Origin of the sequence: Streptomyces griseus (assembly GCF_001715295.1) — a bacterium.
Lineage (GTDB): Bacteria > Actinomycetota > Actinomycetes > Streptomycetales > Streptomycetaceae > Streptomyces > Streptomyces griseus_G.
The window spans coordinates 497,302-514,378 of sequence record NZ_MDKB01000002.1 but is presented as its reverse complement, the minus strand read 5'-3'; the positions used below and the strand labels follow the sequence as shown (position 1 = coordinate 514,378).

The following is a 17,077-nucleotide window of genomic DNA, read 5'->3' as shown; positions in this document are numbered from 1 at the left end:
TCAGCCCTGGTACGGGTTTCGGCCACCGGGCGCGTACCCGGGCTGCTGCGGCGCGGCCCCGTACGGATTGCCGTCCTGGCCGGCGTGGGCCTGGGCGAGCAGCCGGTCGGCCTCCTCCTCGGGTATCTGCCGCTCGCCGCCGCAGAAGGTGCACTGCGTCGCGTACTTCGTGGAGAAGGGGAACAGCGGTACGAAGAACAGAGTGAACTTGGTGACGCGCTTGCGCAGCGTGTGCGCGGCGGGATTGCCGCACCAGCCGCACACCATGGTGAGAACCGCGAGCTGGTGGAGGTAGCCCCGCGTACCGAAGATGATCATGATGTGGTTCCTTTCCCCGTGCTTCCGGGAAGTGCCCGCCGGCAGATCGCCAGCAGTTTCTCGTCCTCGTAGGTGTCGTGACTGCCGTAGCCGCCGTCCATGGCGTTGTGGCGGCGTACGGACAGGAGCTCGGCCCGCAGGACGCGGACCGCGTCCGACCCTGCACCAGCAGGCCCCATCCGCGCCAGACATTCGGCGACCCGGACTCTGACGTGACGATTCTTCTCCCATGCCGCAAGGAGGACCGGCACCGTCTCGGAGGTCCGTCCCGTGACCTCCCACAGGGCGATCGCGGCGTCGACCCGCAGCCACAGTTCCTCGTGCGCCAGCAGGGCACGCAGCCCGGGAGCGGCCACCGCCGCCGCCTCGCCGAGCCCGCCCAGCGCGCTCGCCGCCGCCCGGCAGTCGTGGACCCGTTCCGTCCGCAGGCCCTCGAGCAGCACCGGTAGCACCGCGTCGGCGTCCCGGGAGACCGCCCAGAGGGCCTCCGCGGCCTCCGTGGCCGCCGCAGTGCCGGGACGGCCGAGCAGGGTGCGCAGCTCGGGGACGGCACAGCGGGCCGCCGGCCCGAACGCCCGCAGGGCGCGCAGGGCCGCCGTGCGCAGCCACTCGCCCCGGTACTCGGGCGCCCCCCGCAGCACCCGCAGCACCTCGGGCGCGGCCTCGCCCGCGCGCAGGGCCGTCAGCCCGCCCAGCAGCGGACTCGCCCGGTCGTAGGCACTCTCGTCCAGCCCGACCTCGCCGAGCCTGCGCCGCAGCGCCCCGGCCAGCGGGGCGGCCGAGGCGCCGAGATGGCCGATGGCGAAGCCCAGGTCGTGCGGGATCTCCGGCCGCTCCAGGGCCGCTGCCAGCGCGGGCAGCACGCGGGCGTCACCCAGCCGGGCGAGCGCCTTCACCGCGGAACCCAGCCCCGGCGGGCCGCCGGCCCACTCCCGGACCCAGGCCCGGGGATCGGCCGCCACCCGTGCCGCCAGGGCGTCGGCGGCGGGCGCGGCCAGGCAGAACAGTTCCTCCAGCACGTGGGAGGCCGCCTCGGCCAGCCGCGGTTCCGCGTCCGCGAGCTGTGCGCCGACCAGCCGCACCAGCCCCTCGTACGGGCCCCGCCAGGCCCGGATCAGCCCGCCGCTCATCCGCACGGCGTCGATGCGCTGCCACGGGTCGGGGCTGCGCAGCTGGTCCGCCAGCAGGGCCGTACGGTCCTCGACGCGGTCGTCCAGGCCGACGTGCAGCGTCCGCAGCAGATCGGCCGCCCACGGCGTCCGGCGCTCCGCGGACTCCGCGGCCGACAGCGCCCGCAACTGTCCCACGAGCGTCGAGGAGGCCCGCTCCACCTGCGCGCCGGCCTGCTGGGGCTCCGACGACGGGCCTGGCCCGGACCGGAGCTCCCGCAGCAGCCCCGACACGATTCGCACCACGTCACCGGGCAGCGCGTCCGGGGCGCACCGGGCCAGCTGGGCGAGGGCCGCGAGCCGCAGCCCCGGGGCGTACGCCTCGGCGGCCAGCCTGCTCAGCCAGTCCGCCACCCGGGCCGCCAGCGGACGATGGCGCAGAGCCACCCGGCCGGCGGCCTCGACGAGCGCGAGCCGCACCTCGCCGTCGGTCTCCACGGACAGCCGCTCACGCAGCAGCGCGAGCACCCTGACCGGGTGGCCGTGCAACGTGGCCAGGGCCAGCGGGGCGGCGAGCCGCACCCCCGGGTCGTCGTCGGCCGCCAGCGCGAAGAAGACCTCCGCGCCGGCGGTGACGGCGGCCGCCGCCATCGCGTAGTTCGCGGCGCCCTCCCTCTCCTCCTCGTCGAGGTCGTCCTCGTCGTCCTCGTCCAGATCGATGCCGCCGATGCTGGTGAGCAGTTCGACGAGGCAGCCCCGGTCCCGTACCCGGGCGTCCACGACCAGCTCGAAGAGGAAGGGGATGCAGGCGAGCGTGCACGCGTACACGTCGCCCTGGTGGTGCACCGCGCAGTACATCCCGTCGAGTGCCTTCTCGCGCTCGGCCGTGTCGGCCGAGGCGAGTCCCCGCAGCAGTTCCGGTACGTCGTCGGCAGGCCCGTAGGCATGCTCCATCGAGGCCCAGTCGACCTCGTCGATCCCCGCGAACACGCCATCCCCTCCCGGTGTCGTCCTGTGCCGCGGACCCGGTGGACACCGGGTCCACGAAGCAGCGCCTGCGCAGAGTGTGCACCACGGCCGGGCGAAATCCACCCTCCACTTGTGGCCTTTCCCGGACCTGTGCAGGGGTGGATGTGGAGGGGCTGTGCGCTTCCTGCCCGGTCTCATCCGCCGGGCAGCCGCCGTGCCTGCTCGGGATCGTTCAGCGGGCCGAGCAGATCACCGTGCCGTGCCAGCCTGCGCGCCATGTCCCCGGCCAGGAAGACCAGTTCGGCGGGGGTCCGGCAGGCCCCGACCTCGTCCCAGGTGACGGGCGCGGAGACGGCCGGGCCGTCCTTGGCGCGCAGGGTGTACGGGGCCGCCGTCGTCTTGGCCGCGGCGTTCTGGCTGAAATCGACGAACACCTTCCCCGGGCGCAGCGCACGCGTCATCCGGTGCACGACCAGCTCGGGCAGCGCCTTCTGCGCCTCGACGGCCAGGCTCCTCGCGTACGCCGTCACCTCCTCGGAGGGGGTGGGTACCAGGGGGACGAGCAGATGCAGCCCCTTGGAGCCGGAGGTCTTCCCGTACGCCGTCAGCCCGTCCTCGGCCAGCCGCTCCCGCAGCCAGAGGGCGACCTCGCAGCACTCGACGACCGTCGCGGGCGCCCCGGGGTCGAGGTCGAACACCATCCGGTCCGCGACCGCGGGCGTCTCCTGCCGCCACTGGGGGGTGTGGAACTCCACGACCAGGTTGGCCGCCCACATCAGCGAGGGCAGGTCCTGGACGAGTACCTGCCGGGCCCCGGGGTCGTCGGAGCGGGGCGCGGGGGCCGTCCGCACCCAGTCGGGTGTACCGGGCGGCGGATTCTTGGTGAAGAAGCGGAGGCCGTCCGGGCCGTCCGGATACCGCAGGAACGACAACGGCCGGTCGCGCAGATGCGGGAGCATCACGTCCGCCGCCGTGGCGGCGTAGTAGTGCAGGACCTCGCCCTTGGTGGTTCCGGTGGCCGGGTACAGCACCTTGTCGAGGTTGCTGAGCGCCAGCCGCCGCCCCTCCACCTCCGTGATCGGCGTCATACGATAAGAATCACATGAAATCTGGCGTATACGGTGATTTCTGGCGTAAGGGGTGCGCGGTGAGGTCCATCTGGAACGGCTCCATCTCGTTCGGGCTGGTCAGCATCCCGGTCAAGCTGATGAATGCCACCGAGAACCACTCGATCTCCTTCCGGCAGATCCATCTCGCCGACGGCGGCCGGATCCGGTACCGCAAGGTCTGCGAGCTCGACGAGAAGCAGGTGCCCGCGTCGGAGACCGTCAAGGCGTACGAGGAGCCCGACGGCACCGTGGTGCCCGTCACCGACGAGGATCTGTCCTCGCTCCCGCTGCCCACCGCCAAGACGATCGAGATCGAGGGGTTCGTACCCGCGTCCGCGATCGACCCGCTGCAACTGGACTCCGCCTACTACCTCTCGGCCAACGGAGTCCCGGCCGCCAAGCCGTACGCGCTCCTGCGCGAGGCCCTGAGACGGAGCGGGAAGGTGGCCGTCGCGAAGTACGCGCTGCGCGGCCGGGAACGGCTCGGCATGCTGCGGGTGGCCGACGAGGTGATCGCGATGCACGGGCTGCTGTGGCCGGACGAGATCCGTGCCCCGGAGGGCCTCGCGCCGGACTCCGGCGTCACGGTGCGCGACGCCGAACTGGATCTGGCCGACGCGCTGATGAACACCCTGGGGGAGGCGGATCTCGACACGCTCCACGACGACTACCGGGAGGCGGTCGAGGAACTCGTCGCGGCGAAGGCCGCGGGGGAGGCCGTGGAGCCCCAGGAGGACGAGGGGGCGGGCGGGGGCAAGGTCATCGACCTCATGGCGGCGCTGGAGAACAGCGTGCGGGCGGCCGAGGAGTCCCAGGGCGCGGGCGGCGTCGCGGACGTTCACCACATCTCCTCCGGCGGGGCGCGGAAGAGGACGGCGGCCGGGTCCCCGGCCGGGAAGGAGGGGGTGGGGAAGGAGGCGCGGAAGGAGGGGGCGGGGAAGAAGAGCGCCGACAAGCCGCCCCGGAAGACGGCGCCCGCCGGGAAGGGGGCCCCCGCGAAGACCGCGGCGAAGAAGACCGGGACGAGGAAGGCCGCGACGGGTAAGCCGGCCGCCAGGACCGCGGAGGAGAAGGCCCCGGCGAAGGAGACGGCCGCCAGGAGGAGCCCCGGGAGGAAGGCCCCCGCGAAGGAGACGGGCGGGACGAAGGCCGCCTCCGGCAGCCGCTCCTCCGCGAAGAAGGCGACCGCCTCCTCCAGGAAGCGCACCTCGGCCTGAGCCCGTCTCCGCGCACGGCCCCCGCTGCGGCCCGCCGTGTCCCCGTACCGGCCTGGCCTAATCCCGTGGCGGTACGGTGCGTCGTTGCCGGGAGCCGGGCTTCGCGCACGGCCTCCGCCGGGGTTCGTCCTGTCGACGTGCGGGGCTGGCCCGTTCGGTGTCGGCCCGCCTTGCCCCGGGCGGTGCGGTGCGTCGTTGCCGAGGGTCCGGCTCCGCGCACGGCCTGCGGTGGGGCTCGTCCTGTCCCCGTGCCGATTCACCCTCTCCCGGGGCGGCCCGGCCCGGCGCCACGCGGAGCCCGTCCGGCTCCCCGGTTGGGGAAGTCCTCTCGGGCGTCCGGCCCTCAGGCATCCGTACCGGGACCCGGCCCTGGCGTCCCGGAGCGCGCCGGCGGGGAGAAGGCGCCGTCGCACAGTGGATCGATCTCGTGGCAGAAGCCGCCCGTACAGGTGACGAAAGCACCGTTTCCGAGGTCAGGGCCGACGTGCGGGCCATGATGGACACCCGTCCGATGCTCGGTCTCCCTCCGGTCCGACCGCGTTCCGGAGCGGTCCGGGGCACACCGGTGCCCGGACCGCTCCGGAACGCCGTGCCCCCGACTCCGCGCGCCCGCTCTGCGCCCTGTCCGGTGGCCGGACCGCTGTACACGCTGGGGGCAGGGACGTCGGAACGGCTTATCAGGAGGGGCACGATGCAGGATCTCAAGGTCACGTCATGGCAGCTCTTCGGGCACGACCGGCTCTACGTGAACCTGCCGGACGGCACCGCGATCGGGTGGGCGGACCTGGGGAGCGGGACGATCACGGTCCTGCACCCCCGCTACCGTGACGCCGTCACCGACGCGCTCGCGCGCCAGGTCCCGGGCATCCCCGCCCTCGGCGAGGTGACGCCCCAGGGGCCGCCGGCTCCGCCGGCAGCGCCCCGGATCCCGCCCCTACGGCGGATGCGGAAGCGCGGCCTGGACAGGCCCGGGGACGAACCCGGGAGGCCGGGGGACGAACCGGGGAACGGAGCGGAGAGCGGGCGGGGGCGTCCGGGCGCAGCGGAGCGCGGCCGGGTCCCGCAGCCGCGCCCCGCTGCGGTCCCGGAGACCGTCCTGCGCCCGCGGCAGGACCGTGCGCCGGTGCCCCCGTCGGTCCGGGCACCGGTGTCGCGCCGGGAGCCTGCGCCGGCCTCGCCCCCGGGACCGCCCCGGCGTCCGGCGTCCGGACCTCCTCCCGTACCGAGCAGGGTCCCTGGACCCGCGCGGGCCGCGTCGCCGCACCACATCCCTGAACCCGCCCAGGCCCCGGCGCCGCGCCGCCAGGCCGGGACATCCGCGGCCGCATCCCCGGCTCCGGAATCCGGCCACGACCGCGGGCCCGCAGCCGCCCCGGACCGGGCACCCGCCCCGGAACCCAGCACGGGCCCCACCCCGGACCGGGCACCCGCCCCCGCGGTCGCCCCGGAGATCCCTCCCCGCCGACCGCTCGCACCCGCAGCCGTCCCGGGCCCCGCTCAGCAGCGGCCGTCCGCTCCCGCGCCGGGTCCGCCACCGGTGCGGACCCCCCGGCCCGTGCTGCCCGCGCTCACGCCCGCGAGCGACCTGGCGTCCCGGCGTCCCGGCGCCGCGCTGCGGGCGCAACTGGACGGGGCAGGGACCGGAGCCCTCGTGCGGGCCGCCACCGGCGCCCTGCGCCGCCACAAGGACGGGGATCCCCGCCGGACCGCGCTGGCGGGAGAGCGACGCTCCGGCGCCGAGCTGAAACGGCTGACCCGGCACGGCTGGCGGGTCCTGCACTCGGTGCCCCTGCCGGACGGCACGGAACTCGGCCACCTCCTCATCGGGCCCGGCGGCGTGTTCGCCGTGTACACCGAACACCACCCGCAGGCCCGCGTACGGATCGAGGACGGCACCCTGCGGACCGACGACGACGCCCCCCGGCCGTACGCACTCGACGGCCGCCCCGGGGCCGCGGCCGCCCGGACGGTGCTGGAGACCCACTGCTCCTTCCCCGTACCCGTCGAGACCGTGCTGGTCTTCGTCGGCGTCGCCGGACTCGAGGTCGTCGTCACCCCGCCCGGCGTCCGCGTCCTCCGGGACCGTCAGGTGTCCGCGCTGGCCCCGCTGACCGGCGTACTCACCCCCACCCAGGTGGAGAAGGTCTACGATGTCGCGCGGAACCGGGAGGCCTGGGCGGGCGGGTGAACCCCGGGCAGGGCCGGTGGATTTCCGTGCCGCCCAGGGAGAAGCCTCATGAGACTGCGCTGTGCCGTGCTCGACGACTTCCAGTCCGTCGCCACCACCGTCGCCGACTGGTCGCCGGTCACCGCGGACGTCGAGGTCGTGAGCTTCACGGAGCACTGCACCGGCGAGGACGAACTCGCCTCACTCCTGGCGGACTTCGACATCGTCGTGACGCTCCGGGAGCGGGTCGCGTTCCCGGCGGGGCTCTTCGAGCGGCTGCCCCGCCTGCGGCTGCTCGTCGCCTCCGGCATGCGGAACTCCGTCATCGACCACGCGGCGGCCCGGCGGCACGGGGTCACCGTCTGCGGGACTGCCAGTACGGCGACGCCGCCCGTCGAACTCACCTGGGCGCTGCTGCTGGCCCTGGCCCGTGGTCTCGTGACCGAGGCCGGAGCGATGCGCGGGAACGGGCCGTGGCAGTCCACCGTCGGTGCCGATCTGCACGGCCGGCGGCTGGGACTGCTCGGGCTGGGGAAGATCGGCGGCCGGGTCGCCGCCGTGGGCCGGGCGTTCGGCATGGACGTGGTGGCCTGGAGCCACCACCTGACCCGGGAACGGGCCGACGAGGTCGGGGTGGGTCTCGCCCCGTCGAAGGAGGCCCTGCTGGAGAGCAGCGACTTCGTCTCCGTCCACCTCGTGCTCGGCGACCGTACGCGGGGCCTGATCGGTCCGGCGGAGCTGGCCCTGATGCGGCCGACCGCCTTCCTCGTCAACACGTCGCGGGCGGCGATCGTCGACCAGGACGCGCTGCTCGACGCTCTCACCCGGGGCGTTATCGCGGGCGCGGGCGTCGACGTGTTCGACGTGGAACCGCTCCCGGCCGGCCATCCGATGCGCACCGCACCGCGGCTGCTGGCGACTCCGCACCTGGGCTACGTCACCCGGGCCAACTACGCCACCTACTACACGCACGCCGTGCAGGACATCCGGGCGTATCTCGACGGCGCACCCGTACGGCTGCTCGGCTGACGCGGAGATCCGCCCGGACGCGGCCCGCGGCAGAGGCCGTGCACGTCCGGGCCCGGTGCCGTATGTGAACGGCACATGTCGGTAACGGCCGTTCGGGGACGCCGAGTAGGCCGTTCCTCGTAGGGTGCGGGGACGGCGGCACGAGGACCGCTGCGGACAGAGAGGCCCGACCCGTGCATCCGCCCATGGCCGACATCCCCGCCGGCACCGTCGATCTCCGTGACGACCGTCGCGGCACCCGCTGGCAGACGGACGTCGCCGCCTTCCGGCTCGGCCGGTACCCCGTGACGGCCGGCCTGTACGGCGCGCTCACGGCGACGGGTACCCCGGCGGACCCCACTCCGGCCGATGCCGTGCCCCTCACGAACATCAGCTGGCACGACGCCGTCGAACTCTGCAACCGGATGTCGGCGGCGGCCGCACTGCCCCCCGCGTACTCCCACGACCCCGCGACCGGTCAGGTGGTCTGGGACCGTGGCTCGGACGGTTACCGCCTGCCCACCGAGGCGGAGTGGCAGTACGCCTGCCGGGCGGGCACGGCCGGCTACCGGTACGGCGCGATCGACGACATCGCCTGGTACGACGGGAACGCGGACGGCCGGGCCCACGGTGTCGGCGCCAAGGCACCCAACGCGTGGGGGCTGTACGACATGCTGGGCAACGTCTGGGAGTGGTGCTGGGACCTCTACGACGAGGAGGTCTACGGCTCGTACCGCATCTTCCGCGGCGGCGGCTGGGCCGAGTCGGAGCGCGGCTGCGGCGCCACGGTACGCCGCCGCAGCCACCCCACCTTCGCCATCGACGACCTGGGCTTCCGGCCGGCCCGCAGTGTGCGCCCGGCGGCGTCCGGCACGTTCTGACAGCCGCCCGGCAGCCCTGCCCGGACGGCCTACCACACGGCCTTCGGTGGCCCGGCCCCGCCTCACCCGCCGCGCCGCGTACCGCCGGTCGTCCCCCCGGCGCCCTGCCCGGACGGCTCGCCGAAGCGCGCGAGCGCCACGGACCCCGCCACCGCCGCCGCACAACCCGCCAGCGCCGCCCACTCCAGACCCGGGCGAGGCCGGTCGCCGAGCCACACCACGCCCACCAGAGCGGGGCCGATCGTCTCTCCGAGCACCATGCCCGCCGTCGCCGTCGTGACGGAACCCCGCTGGAACGCGGAGGTGAGGAAGAGGAATCCGGTCGCGCCACCGGCCAGCAGGGCGTACAGCGCCGGCCCGGTGAGCAGTCCGGGCAGGGCGGGCGAGTCGATGAGCCGGACGGCGATCTGTACCGTGCCGAACCCCACTCCGGCCCCGAGACCCAGCGACAGCGCGCGCGGTCCGGCGGGGAGCCTGCCCAGCAGTACGCCGCTGAGGAGGATCACCACGATGGTGGCCAGCAGCACCCAGCCCAGGGCGCCCGGCGCGGCCCGCCTGCCCGCAGGACCGGAAGCGAAGCCGATCACCGTCAGCCCGCAGCAGACGGTCGCCACCGCGCCCCACCGGGCCCTGCTCAGCCGGGTGCCCAGCAGCCGGACGGAGGCCACCGCGGTGACGGCGAGGCTGGCGGCGAGCGCCGAACTCACCGCGTAGAGCGGAAGGGTCCGCAGCGCGACGATCTGGAGAAGAAACCCGGTTCCGTCGAGGAGGAGGCCGACGAGATAAGGCCACCGGCGCAGGGCGCGCGCCAGCAGGGCGGGGTCCAGGGCGGAGCCGGTGCCGGGTTCGGCGGCGCGTGCGGCGAGGGCCTGGAGTGCGGAGGCCGTTCCGTAGCAGATCGCCGAGGCGAGAGCACAGATCATCCCGAGGAGCACAGGGGAACTGTAGAGGGGACAACTCACCGATGAAGCCACGGAGCGCGCATACCGCTCCTTCTGCTTCTATCGTCACGTCCATGGAGCGTGTCCGGCCGGGCCCGGGTGGAGACAGTGGTGGGGGAAGCCTGTCGCGGCGGTGTTATCTGTCGGCGGTCTGGTATCTGCGGGCCGTCGCCTGGGTCAACTTCCTCGCCGCGGTCTGGGTCTCGTTCGGCAACGAGATCCGCCGGCACAACAACGACGAGTTCCTCACGCCCTATCTGCTCACGGCGGGGTTCTTCTCCGGCTCTCTCGCCCTCCTTCTGGCCGTCACCATGCGGCGTCGCAAGCGGGCGGCGTGGATCCTCAATCTCGTGCTCGCCGGCCTCGTCCTTGTCCTGGGCGTACTGGCGATGGGGATGCCCGTCTACCGGCAGCACGCCCAGAACTGGGTCTCGGTGGTCCTCACCGCGCTCTTCGTCGCCACCCTGCTCGGCGGGCGGCGCGAGTTCCACGCGAAGGGCGACCCGTCCAACCCGCGTCTGGCGGTCCTCGTCGCGGCGGGAGGCTTCCTCGCGTGTTCCCTCCTCGCCGCCGTCCTGGTCACGGCGTCCAACACCGACCCGGAGGCCGGGCACACCACCTTCCTGCAGCGTTGGCACTACGGCGCGCTCCGCATGGTCTCCCTCGCCTACGACGACATCCACTTCGGGGGAATCAGCACGCCCACATGGACCAATGTGCTGATCAACATCCTCGGCACGGTGCTCGTCCTGCTCGTCCTGTACGCGGCGTTCCGTTCCCGGCGGGCCGTCGACGCCATGACGGAGGAGGACGAGAGGCATCTGCGGGCGTTGCTGGAGCGGCACGGGGAACGCGACTCCCTCGGGTACTTCGCGCTGCGGCGTGACAAGAGCGTCGTCTGGTCCCCCTCGGGCAAGGCCGCCGTCGCCTACCGGGTGGTGAGCGGGGTGTCACTGGCGTCCGGTGATCCGATCGGTGACCCGGAGGCGTGGCCGGGGGCGATCCACCGCTGGCTCCTGCAGGCCCGGGAACACGGGTGGACCCCGGCCGTGATCGGCGCGAGCGAGGAAGGCGGCACGGTCTACGCCCGGCACGGCCTGAACGCCCTGGAACTGGGCGACGAAGCGATCGTGGACCTGGCGGACTTCACGCTCGAGGGCCGTGCCATGCGGGGGGTGCGCCAGGCATACCACCGCGTCGGACGCGCGGGTTACGGCGTGCGGGTCCGACGGCAGCGGGACATCCCGTCCCAGGAGATGGCCGAGTTGGCCCGGCTCGCCGACGACTGGCGCGACGGGGAGACCGAACGCGGTTTCTCCATGGCGCTGGGCCGCCTCGGCGATCCCCGGGACGGCCGCTGCGTGGTGGTGGTCTGCCATGACGGAGAGCGGCCGCGCGGGCTCCTCAACTTCGTCCCCTGGGGAGATACCGGACTGTCCCTCGACCTGATGCGCCGGGACCGCCGCTCCGAGAACGGTCTCTTCGAGTTCATGGTGCTGGAGCTGATCGGACACGCGGATGCGTTCGGTGTCCGTCAGATCTCCCTGAACTTCGCGATGTTCCGCTCCGTCTTCGAGCGTGGCTCCAGGCTCGGTGCGGGTCCCGTGCTGCGCCTGTGGCGCTCCCTGCTGAGCTTCTTCTCCCGCTGGTGGCAGATCGAGTCCCTGTACCGGGCCAATGCCAAGTACCGGCCCATCTGGGAGCCGCGGTTCCTGCTCTTCGGCTCGAGCGCCGACCTGCTGCGCATCACCGTGGCCGCAGCACGCGCCGAGGGCTTCCTGCAAGCACCGGGACTGCCGGGACGGCTCGACCGGCAGTACGGGGGACGCACAGGCGCCGGGCGGCAGCCGGGGCGTTCGGACGCAGGCCGGAACGACTGAGAACGTGGATGTGTCTCCGCCTCCGGGGTGCCAGGCCGACTCCGTGACCACCGAGCGCCCCCCACAGCCGGACGGCCGTGACATCCCGCCGCCACTGCCCGCCGCGGCCCGGCCGGACGCCGCGTCCGGGGGCCCCGCGCCCGGCGGCCCCGGGGGAACCGCCGGGTGAGACACGCAGCCGCCTTCGCACGCCGGGAGTGGGGTCCGCTGTGGGCGGCCGTACGGGCCGGGGCCGCCGGCCGGGGGTGTCGGGCGTTTCCACTGACGCTCACCGCTCTCCTCCTCATCGTCTTCTTCCAGCTGGCACAGGGCCGGCGGGGGCATGGCTGGGGCTCCGGACTCGTCGAGGACATCGGCTTCGTACGGGCGGCGGATCCGTGGTGGCTCGCGCTGGCGCGCACCCCCTTGTCCCTGTTCGTGCCGGCCGCCGACCTCCCGGTGTGGGGGGCGCTCGTACAGGTGCTGGTGGTCTTCGGGATCGCCGAAACCGCGCTGGGCCGACGGCGGACGCTGCTCGTCGCCTACGTCTGCACGCTGGCCGGTAGCCTCTGTGCCCGCCTCGGTGTCGCGCTCGGGCCGGGCGGCGTACTCGGGCTTCCGGCCGCCGACGCCCGGATCGTCGACACCGGCCCGTCGGGTGCCGTCGTCGGTCTCGCCGTCTACCTCTGCCTGCGCTTCCGCGCCTGGGCCACCGGAATCCTGGTGACGGCGCTCATGGTCGGTGAGGCGGTGGTCAAGCCCGATCTCGCGGGCAGGGAACACCTGGTCGCGATCGTGGCGGCGTCGGCGATGTACGCGATCCTTCCGCACCGCGGGAGGTAGGGATGCGCCGGGCGGCGCCTCCGGCCGCTGTGCGGCGCGGACCCGGGCCCGGCCGGGCTCACCAGCGCCAGACGATCTCCGGACGGTACGGGGAGCAGGCGCCCATGTGCAGGCGGGGCGCGACCCGGGCCATGTCGTCCTGGGTCAGGCAGCGGCCGCCGGTCTCCACGCGTCCGCGCCCGTCCCGCCGCCACACCTGCTCCGCCGCGCCGGAGCAGGCGGCGAGGCCGACGTAGGGCCCACCGGTGAGGCAGCGGGTGGAGCCGGCCGGCCGGACGGTTCCGTCCGCCGCGAACTCCCATCGGCGGTCCGCGGATCCGTCGCACGGGCGGGTACTCACCCGTGACCCGCCCCGGTCGGCGGACAGGCAGAGTTCGGTCGTGCCGCGCGCAGGCGCTCTCCCGATGTCCGAGACGATCTCTCCGCGCGCGGGGGCGTGCTGCCGGCGCGGGTACTCCCGGGCGAGCCAGCTCCGGTAGGTGTGGATGATCGCGCCCGCGCGGGGGCAGTGCAGCGGCGTACAGCGCGCCGTCTCCGCGTAGGCGACCAGCCCGGTGCTCTTGACCGTCCGCTGCCCGGCGTCGAGGTTGGCCGGCAGCAGGGAGATTCCGTAGCCCAGGTACGGGGTGACGGGTGGTCCGACCCGTGAGGCGTAGGCGGCCCTGCGGAAGTACCGCGCGGAGATACCGTGGTCGCTGTGGTCCGCGCCCTTCACCCGCGGACCGCCGAACCTCACGTAGTCGTGGTCGAGCGTCAGGACGTCGTCGGTCCGCCACTGCTCCACGACCGCCACCAGTGCGGCGATGAGGCGATCCTCGTCGTACCTGCGGGAGGAGTCCAGGGCGCGGATGGCGGTGATCTCGCCCCGGAACAGGCGCAGAAGGCTCTCGTGGCTGCCGGGTGCGCCGCCGCCGCGCGGAAACCCGTCCGGCAGCCGGAAGAAGGTCAGGCGGATTTCCCCGCCGCCGGTGCGCAGACGCACGGACGGGATCCGTTCCCGTCCCACCCGCAGGGGGTCGGGCGTCCACCTCCCCGTGACCCGGGCGAGCCGTGCGTACGCCTGTTGCGCCCCCGCCTCGCGGCGGGCGGCGTAACTGCCGGTGCCGACCGGGTGTCCTTCGTTGCCGGCCGTCAGGTAGACCACCTGTACGGGGCACCCCCGCTCCACGAGCCGCGCCACTCGGGGACTGGTGAAGAGGAGGTCGTCGTCCTCGTGGGCGACTCCGACCAGGGTCCTGCGGCAGCCGGCTTCCCCGGTGTCCCCGGCGTGGCCCGCGGAATCCGGTCCTCCCGCCCTGGACGCCGTACCGGGGGAGGCCGGTGACGTGTCGGCCGACGGTGCGAAGACCAGGGCCCCGCACAGGGCGACGAGTGCCGCACGGGGCCATCGGCGGCCGTGGCGCGCCCCGCGGGACCCAGTCGTGTCCTTCGCCACCCGTCACACTCCTCACCGTTCGACTCGGGCCGGCCGGACGCCGGTTCCCCGTGCCGCCGGTCCGGTCCGACGCGTATGTGCCCCGGGTGTCGCCGCACCATGTGCACGGGGCCGTCCGGCGCGGCCGAACGGGTGACCGGCGGGCGCCGGCCGCGCGTTCCCGCCCCTGGCCGGGGGGATACGGGCCAGGTCGGGGTGCGTCCGAAACCGGCCCTGCGGAGAGTGGCCCGGAGCGGCGATGATGATCGGCATGTCGGAAGCTCTCGAGATCCTCGCCCTGGTGTGCACGGGGCTGTACGCCGGATACATGCTCGCCTTCCTGTCGGGCGTCATGCCCGCCCTGAAGAAGGTGGACGACGCCACGTTCACCCTGGTCATGCGGACGGTGAACCGTACGGTCCCCGGTCCGCTCTTTCTTCTGCTGTTCCTCGGCTCGCCGGCCTTCCCCGCCGTCTCCTTCTTCGTGGCACCGGAGGCGCGTGACGGCGCGGGCACGGCTCTCGTGGGAGCCGCCGCCGTCTGCGCGCTGGTGGGGCACCTGATCACCTCGGGCGGCAACGTCCCCCTCAACAACGCGCTGGAGGCCTCGCGCGGCGGGAGCGACGCGCGGGGAGCGCGGGCGGCGTTCGAGGGGCGATGGAACGCCCTGCACGTGGCCCGGACCCTGTTCGCCGTCGCGGCGTTCGTTCTGGTGGCTGTGGCCCTCACCCGATGATCCGCCCCGGGACCGGGCGGGGGCACGCCGGGAGGAGGCGAAGCCTGCACCTACGTCTCGCGCCCGCGATTCGAGACGATCGCGTATGAAACTGAGCTGGTGAGCTATTCACCGTCTGTGGTGCGGAGACTTTAATGAATTCATGAGCACTCACGTGGAGAACACAGCACCCATCCTCGTCATCGGCGGCACCGGCAAGACCGGACGCCGCGTCGTGGAGAACCTGCGGGGGCTCGGCCGCCCGGTACGGGTCGGCTCGCGCACCGGCGAGCCGCCCTTCGTCTGGGAGGACGAGAGCACCTGGGAGGCTGCCCTCGACGGAGCCTCGGCCGCCTACGTCACCTACTACCCGGACCTCGCGTTCCCCGGGGCCAAGGAGGCGGTCGAGCGCTTCGCCGCCTTCGCCGTCGAGCGGGGTGTCCGCCGCCTGGTCCTGCTCTCCGGCCGGGGCGAGGAGGGTGCGGTCGCGAGCGAGGACGCCCTCAAGGCGTCCGGCTGCGACTGGACCGTCGTCCGGGCCAACTGGTTCAACCAGAACTTCAGCGAGAGCTTCTTCCTCGACCCCGTACGCGCCGGTGAGCTGGCGCTGCCCACCGGCGACGGTGTCGAGCCGTTCGTGGACGCCGACGACATCGCCGACGTGGTGGTCGCCGCCCTCACCGACGACCGGCACATCGGCAGGACGTACGAGCTGTCCGGGCAGCGGCTGCTGAGCTTCTACGACGTGGCCCGCGAGCTGTCGGCGGCGACCGGCCGGACCATCACCTACATCCCCGTCAGCATCGACGACTACCGGGCGGCGCTGCGGGAGCTCGGTGAGCCGGAGGAGTTCGCGGACCTCTTCACCCTGATCGTCGACGGCCGCAACGCCAGCGTCGTGCACGGCGTCCGGGAAGCGATCGGCCGGGAGCCCAAGGACTTCGCGGACTTCGCCAAGGAAGCCGCCGCCACCGGCGTCTGGGACGCCTGAGCACCGGCGTCCGACAGAGGTGGTCCGCCGGCCCGGGACCCGGGCCGGCGGACCACCGCACCGACCCGCGTAGAGCACAGACAGACCTAGCGAGGCGTCCCTGCTGCGGTATCGCCGGGGCAGCCCAGAGAAGAGAGGCACGCGATGGACGGGCTGGTGTGGGGAGGCAGGGGTGTGGAGGCGTTGCCCCGCCACCTTCGCGGATTCGCGCAGACGCACCTCGCGCTGCGACGCGACTCCCGCCGACTGGTGGTCGCGGCACCGCTTCTGACCTCCTCCGGTCTTCCCCAGGTCACGCAGTGGTGGGGACAGTTCCGGGCCATCGTCGACTGGCACCACCGCACGGAGGACGACATCCTGTGGCCGGGCCTGATCGAGCACGCGCCGGAGATCGCCGTCGGGTCCCACCGGATGGTGCAGGACCACGTGGCGCTGGACGACTCCATGCTCCGGGTGACCCGCGTACTGGAGGAGGGGCGCGCCGAGCTGGTCGGGGCGGCCGTCGACACCTTCGACACCGTCCTGCACCGGCACCTGCGTGAGGAGGAGGAGCTGACCTTCCCCGTCTTCGCCCGCGTGCCGGCCGGTGTCTTCGCGGCCCTGGAGCGACGTGTCCTCGCGGCGGCGCCCTTCCGGGTCAAGCGCGTCCTGCCGCCGTGGCTGCTGGACGGGCTTCCGGTGCCGGACGGGCTGATGCCCGGCCCGGTGCGGCTGATGGGACGCACCCTGCTGGGGGGCGCCTACCGCCGCTCGCTGGCCGGAATCCTGGAACCCAGGTGACGGTCCGTCAAACCAACCCGACGGGCCGCGCACCCGCCCCACCGAAGCGACCGGAGGAACACCATGAGCCCTGACCCCGTCCTGCCCGCGGGCCCCCGGCCGGATCCGGTGCTCGTCGCGGCCACCCTCGGCACCGGTCTGATGGCCGGTCTGTACCTCGCCTTCGACATCGGTGTGATGCCCGTCCTGGCGCGCCGGGAGGACGAGAGGTTCGTCGCCGCGATGAGCCGGGCCAACGACGCCCTGGACGACGACGCCTCGTTCGGGACGCTCTTCCTCGGGGTGTTCGTGGCCGCCGGTGTCGCCGCCCGCAGGCTCGGCCGGGCCGGGCGGAGCCACGCCGCCCGGCGGGCCCGTGCGGCGACCGTGCTCTACGGCCTCAGCGTCGTGGTCACGGTCGGCGTGAGCCTGCCCCTGAACCGCCGGCTGCGTGACGCGACCGGCGGGTCCCCGGCGGCGCTGGCGACCGCCAGGAAGGCGTACGAGAAGCCCTGGCGGCTGGCCAACGCGGTCCGTACAGTTGCCTGCCTGAGTGCGTTCGCCCTGCTCGGCGACGCGGCCAGGCGGCGGACGACTGCCCCGGTGGGATGACCGGGAGCGGCGACGGGGCACGGGGGCGGAAGACGTTGACAGACCGTGGTACGGCAATGAGCGCCGGGCCGGAGACTCCTGCGGGCGTCTCCCGGCCGGCTTCGCACGTCCCTCCGGCAGCCGGGCCGCCCCGTGGCGCGCTCCGCCGGGCGGGCGGGGCGCGGC

General features: G+C 73.8%; 15 protein-coding genes. 10 read left to right on the top strand and 5 right to left on the bottom strand.

Annotated features, from left to right (window positions below; genetic code table 11):
• The 3 genes from BA175_RS08795 to ligD form a co-directional block, all read right to left on the bottom strand.
• Positions 1–318: a zinc-ribbon domain-containing protein gene (locus BA175_RS08795; RefSeq protein WP_069170736.1), complete on the bottom strand. Its 318-nt coding sequence runs from the start codon at positions 316–318 to the stop codon at positions 1–3.
• Positions 315–2,417 carry a PBS lyase gene (locus BA175_RS08790; RefSeq protein WP_069170735.1) on the bottom strand — a complete coding sequence of 701 codons (2,103 nt, stop codon included), beginning with the start codon at positions 2,415–2,417 and terminating at the stop codon, positions 315–317. The genes BA175_RS08795 and BA175_RS08790 overlap by 4 nt, the downstream gene beginning before the upstream one ends.
• A 173-nt stretch (positions 2,418–2,590) precedes the next feature.
• On the bottom strand, positions 2,591–3,484 hold the full coding sequence (ligD, locus tag BA175_RS08785; protein WP_069170734.1) for a non-homologous end-joining DNA ligase: 894 nt from the start codon (positions 3,482–3,484) through the stop codon (positions 2,591–2,593).
• A 59-nt stretch (positions 3,485–3,543) separates the two neighbouring features.
• Here ligD and BA175_RS08780 point away from each other — a divergent pair, with 59 nt between their 5' ends.
• The 4 genes from BA175_RS08780 (at position 3,544) to BA175_RS08765 (ending at position 8,778) form a co-directional block, all read left to right on the top strand.
• Positions 3,544–4,722 carry a non-homologous end joining protein Ku gene (locus tag BA175_RS08780; protein ID WP_069170733.1) on the top strand — a complete coding sequence of 393 codons (1,179 nt, stop codon included), beginning with the start codon at positions 3,544–3,546 and terminating at the stop codon, positions 4,720–4,722.
• A 1,555-nt stretch (positions 4,723–6,277) separates the two neighbouring features.
• The gene (locus BA175_RS31690; protein WP_254667880.1) at positions 6,278–6,910 is read left to right on the top strand and encodes a nuclease-related domain-containing protein; all 633 of its coding nucleotides are present in this window, start codon (positions 6,278–6,280) and stop codon (positions 6,908–6,910) included.
• 48 nt (positions 6,911–6,958) lie between these two features.
• Positions 6,959–7,918, top strand: coding sequence for a D-2-hydroxyacid dehydrogenase family protein (locus tag BA175_RS08770; protein ID WP_069170731.1), 960 nt, complete (start codon positions 6,959–6,961; stop codon positions 7,916–7,918).
• A gap of 185 nt (positions 7,919–8,103) precedes the next feature.
• Complete coding sequence (locus tag BA175_RS08765) at positions 8,104–8,778, top strand: formylglycine-generating enzyme family protein (RefSeq protein ID WP_069170730.1); 675 nt, start codon at positions 8,104–8,106, stop codon at positions 8,776–8,778.
• Positions 8,779–8,840: 62 nt separating this feature from the next.
• Here the strand turns inward: BA175_RS08765 and BA175_RS08760 are convergent, their stop codons facing one another.
• Positions 8,841–9,701 (bottom strand): hypothetical protein, encoded by an 861-nt coding sequence (locus BA175_RS08760; protein ID WP_069172016.1) that lies wholly within the window; start codon positions 9,699–9,701, stop codon positions 8,841–8,843.
• 92 nt (positions 9,702–9,793) lie between these two features.
• Here BA175_RS08760 and BA175_RS08755 point away from each other — a divergent pair, with 92 nt between their 5' ends.
• A complete protein-coding gene (locus tag BA175_RS08755; protein WP_069170729.1) occupies positions 9,794–11,599 on the top strand; it encodes a phosphatidylglycerol lysyltransferase domain-containing protein in 1,806 nt (601 codons plus the stop codon).
• A 165-nt stretch (positions 11,600–11,764) separates the two neighbouring features.
• The gene (locus BA175_RS08750; protein ID WP_069170728.1) at positions 11,765–12,421 is read left to right on the top strand and encodes a hypothetical protein; all 657 of its coding nucleotides are present in this window, start codon (positions 11,765–11,767) and stop codon (positions 12,419–12,421) included.
• A gap of 58 nt (positions 12,422–12,479) precedes the next feature.
• On the opposite strand, the gene BA175_RS08745 is transcribed toward BA175_RS08750, so the two are convergent.
• Positions 12,480–13,856: a PIG-L family deacetylase gene (locus BA175_RS08745; protein ID WP_069170727.1), complete on the bottom strand. Its 1,377-nt coding sequence runs from the start codon at positions 13,854–13,856 to the stop codon at positions 12,480–12,482.
• A 250-nt stretch (positions 13,857–14,106) separates the two neighbouring features.
• On the opposite strand from BA175_RS08745, the gene BA175_RS08740 reads away from it, so the two are divergent.
• The 4 genes from BA175_RS08740 to BA175_RS08725 all read left to right on the top strand — a co-directional run bounded on the left by BA175_RS08740 (position 14,107) and on the right by BA175_RS08725 (position 16,912).
• On the top strand, positions 14,107–14,571 hold the full coding sequence (locus BA175_RS08740; protein ID WP_069172015.1) for a DUF1772 domain-containing protein: 465 nt from the start codon (positions 14,107–14,109) through the stop codon (positions 14,569–14,571).
• Positions 14,572–14,713: 142 nt separating this feature from the next.
• Positions 14,714–15,541, top strand: a complete 828-nt coding sequence (locus tag BA175_RS08735; protein WP_069170726.1) for an NmrA family NAD(P)-binding protein — start codon at positions 14,714–14,716, stop codon at positions 15,539–15,541.
• 144 nt (positions 15,542–15,685) lie between these two features.
• A complete protein-coding gene (locus BA175_RS08730) occupies positions 15,686–16,321 on the top strand; it encodes a hemerythrin domain-containing protein (RefSeq protein ID WP_069170725.1) in 636 nt (211 codons plus the stop codon).
• A 63-nt stretch (positions 16,322–16,384) separates the two neighbouring features.
• Positions 16,385–16,912, top strand: a complete 528-nt coding sequence (locus BA175_RS08725) for an anthrone oxygenase family protein (RefSeq protein WP_069170724.1) — start codon at positions 16,385–16,387, stop codon at positions 16,910–16,912.
• The last annotated feature ends 165 nt before the right edge of the window (positions 16,913–17,077 follow it).

Excerpts from the sequence above, each read along its gene's own strand:
- BA175_RS08795 (WP_069170736.1), bottom strand. The coding sequence starts at position 318 with ATGATCATCTTCGGTACGCGGGGCTACCTCCACCAGCTCGCGGTTCTC.
- ligD (WP_069170734.1), bottom strand. The coding sequence starts at position 3,484 with ATGACGCCGATCACGGAGGTGGAGGGGCGGCGGCTGGCGCTCAGCAAC.
- BA175_RS08770 (WP_069170731.1), top strand. The coding sequence starts at position 6,959 with ATGAGACTGCGCTGTGCCGTGCTCGACGACTTCCAGTCCGTCGCCACC.
- BA175_RS08765 (WP_069170730.1), top strand. The coding sequence starts at position 8,104 with ATGGCCGACATCCCCGCCGGCACCGTCGATCTCCGTGACGACCGTCGC.
- BA175_RS08760 (WP_069172016.1), bottom strand. The coding sequence starts at position 9,701 with ATGATCTGTGCTCTCGCCTCGGCGATCTGCTACGGAACGGCCTCCGCA.
- BA175_RS08755 (WP_069170729.1), top strand. The coding sequence starts at position 9,794 with ATGGAGCGTGTCCGGCCGGGCCCGGGTGGAGACAGTGGTGGGGGAAGC.
- BA175_RS08740 (WP_069172015.1), top strand. The coding sequence starts at position 14,107 with ATGTCGGAAGCTCTCGAGATCCTCGCCCTGGTGTGCACGGGGCTGTAC.
- BA175_RS08735 (WP_069170726.1), top strand. The coding sequence starts at position 14,714 with ATGAGCACTCACGTGGAGAACACAGCACCCATCCTCGTCATCGGCGGC.
- BA175_RS08730 (WP_069170725.1), top strand. The coding sequence starts at position 15,686 with ATGGACGGGCTGGTGTGGGGAGGCAGGGGTGTGGAGGCGTTGCCCCGC.
- BA175_RS08725 (WP_069170724.1), top strand. The coding sequence starts at position 16,385 with ATGAGCCCTGACCCCGTCCTGCCCGCGGGCCCCCGGCCGGATCCGGTG.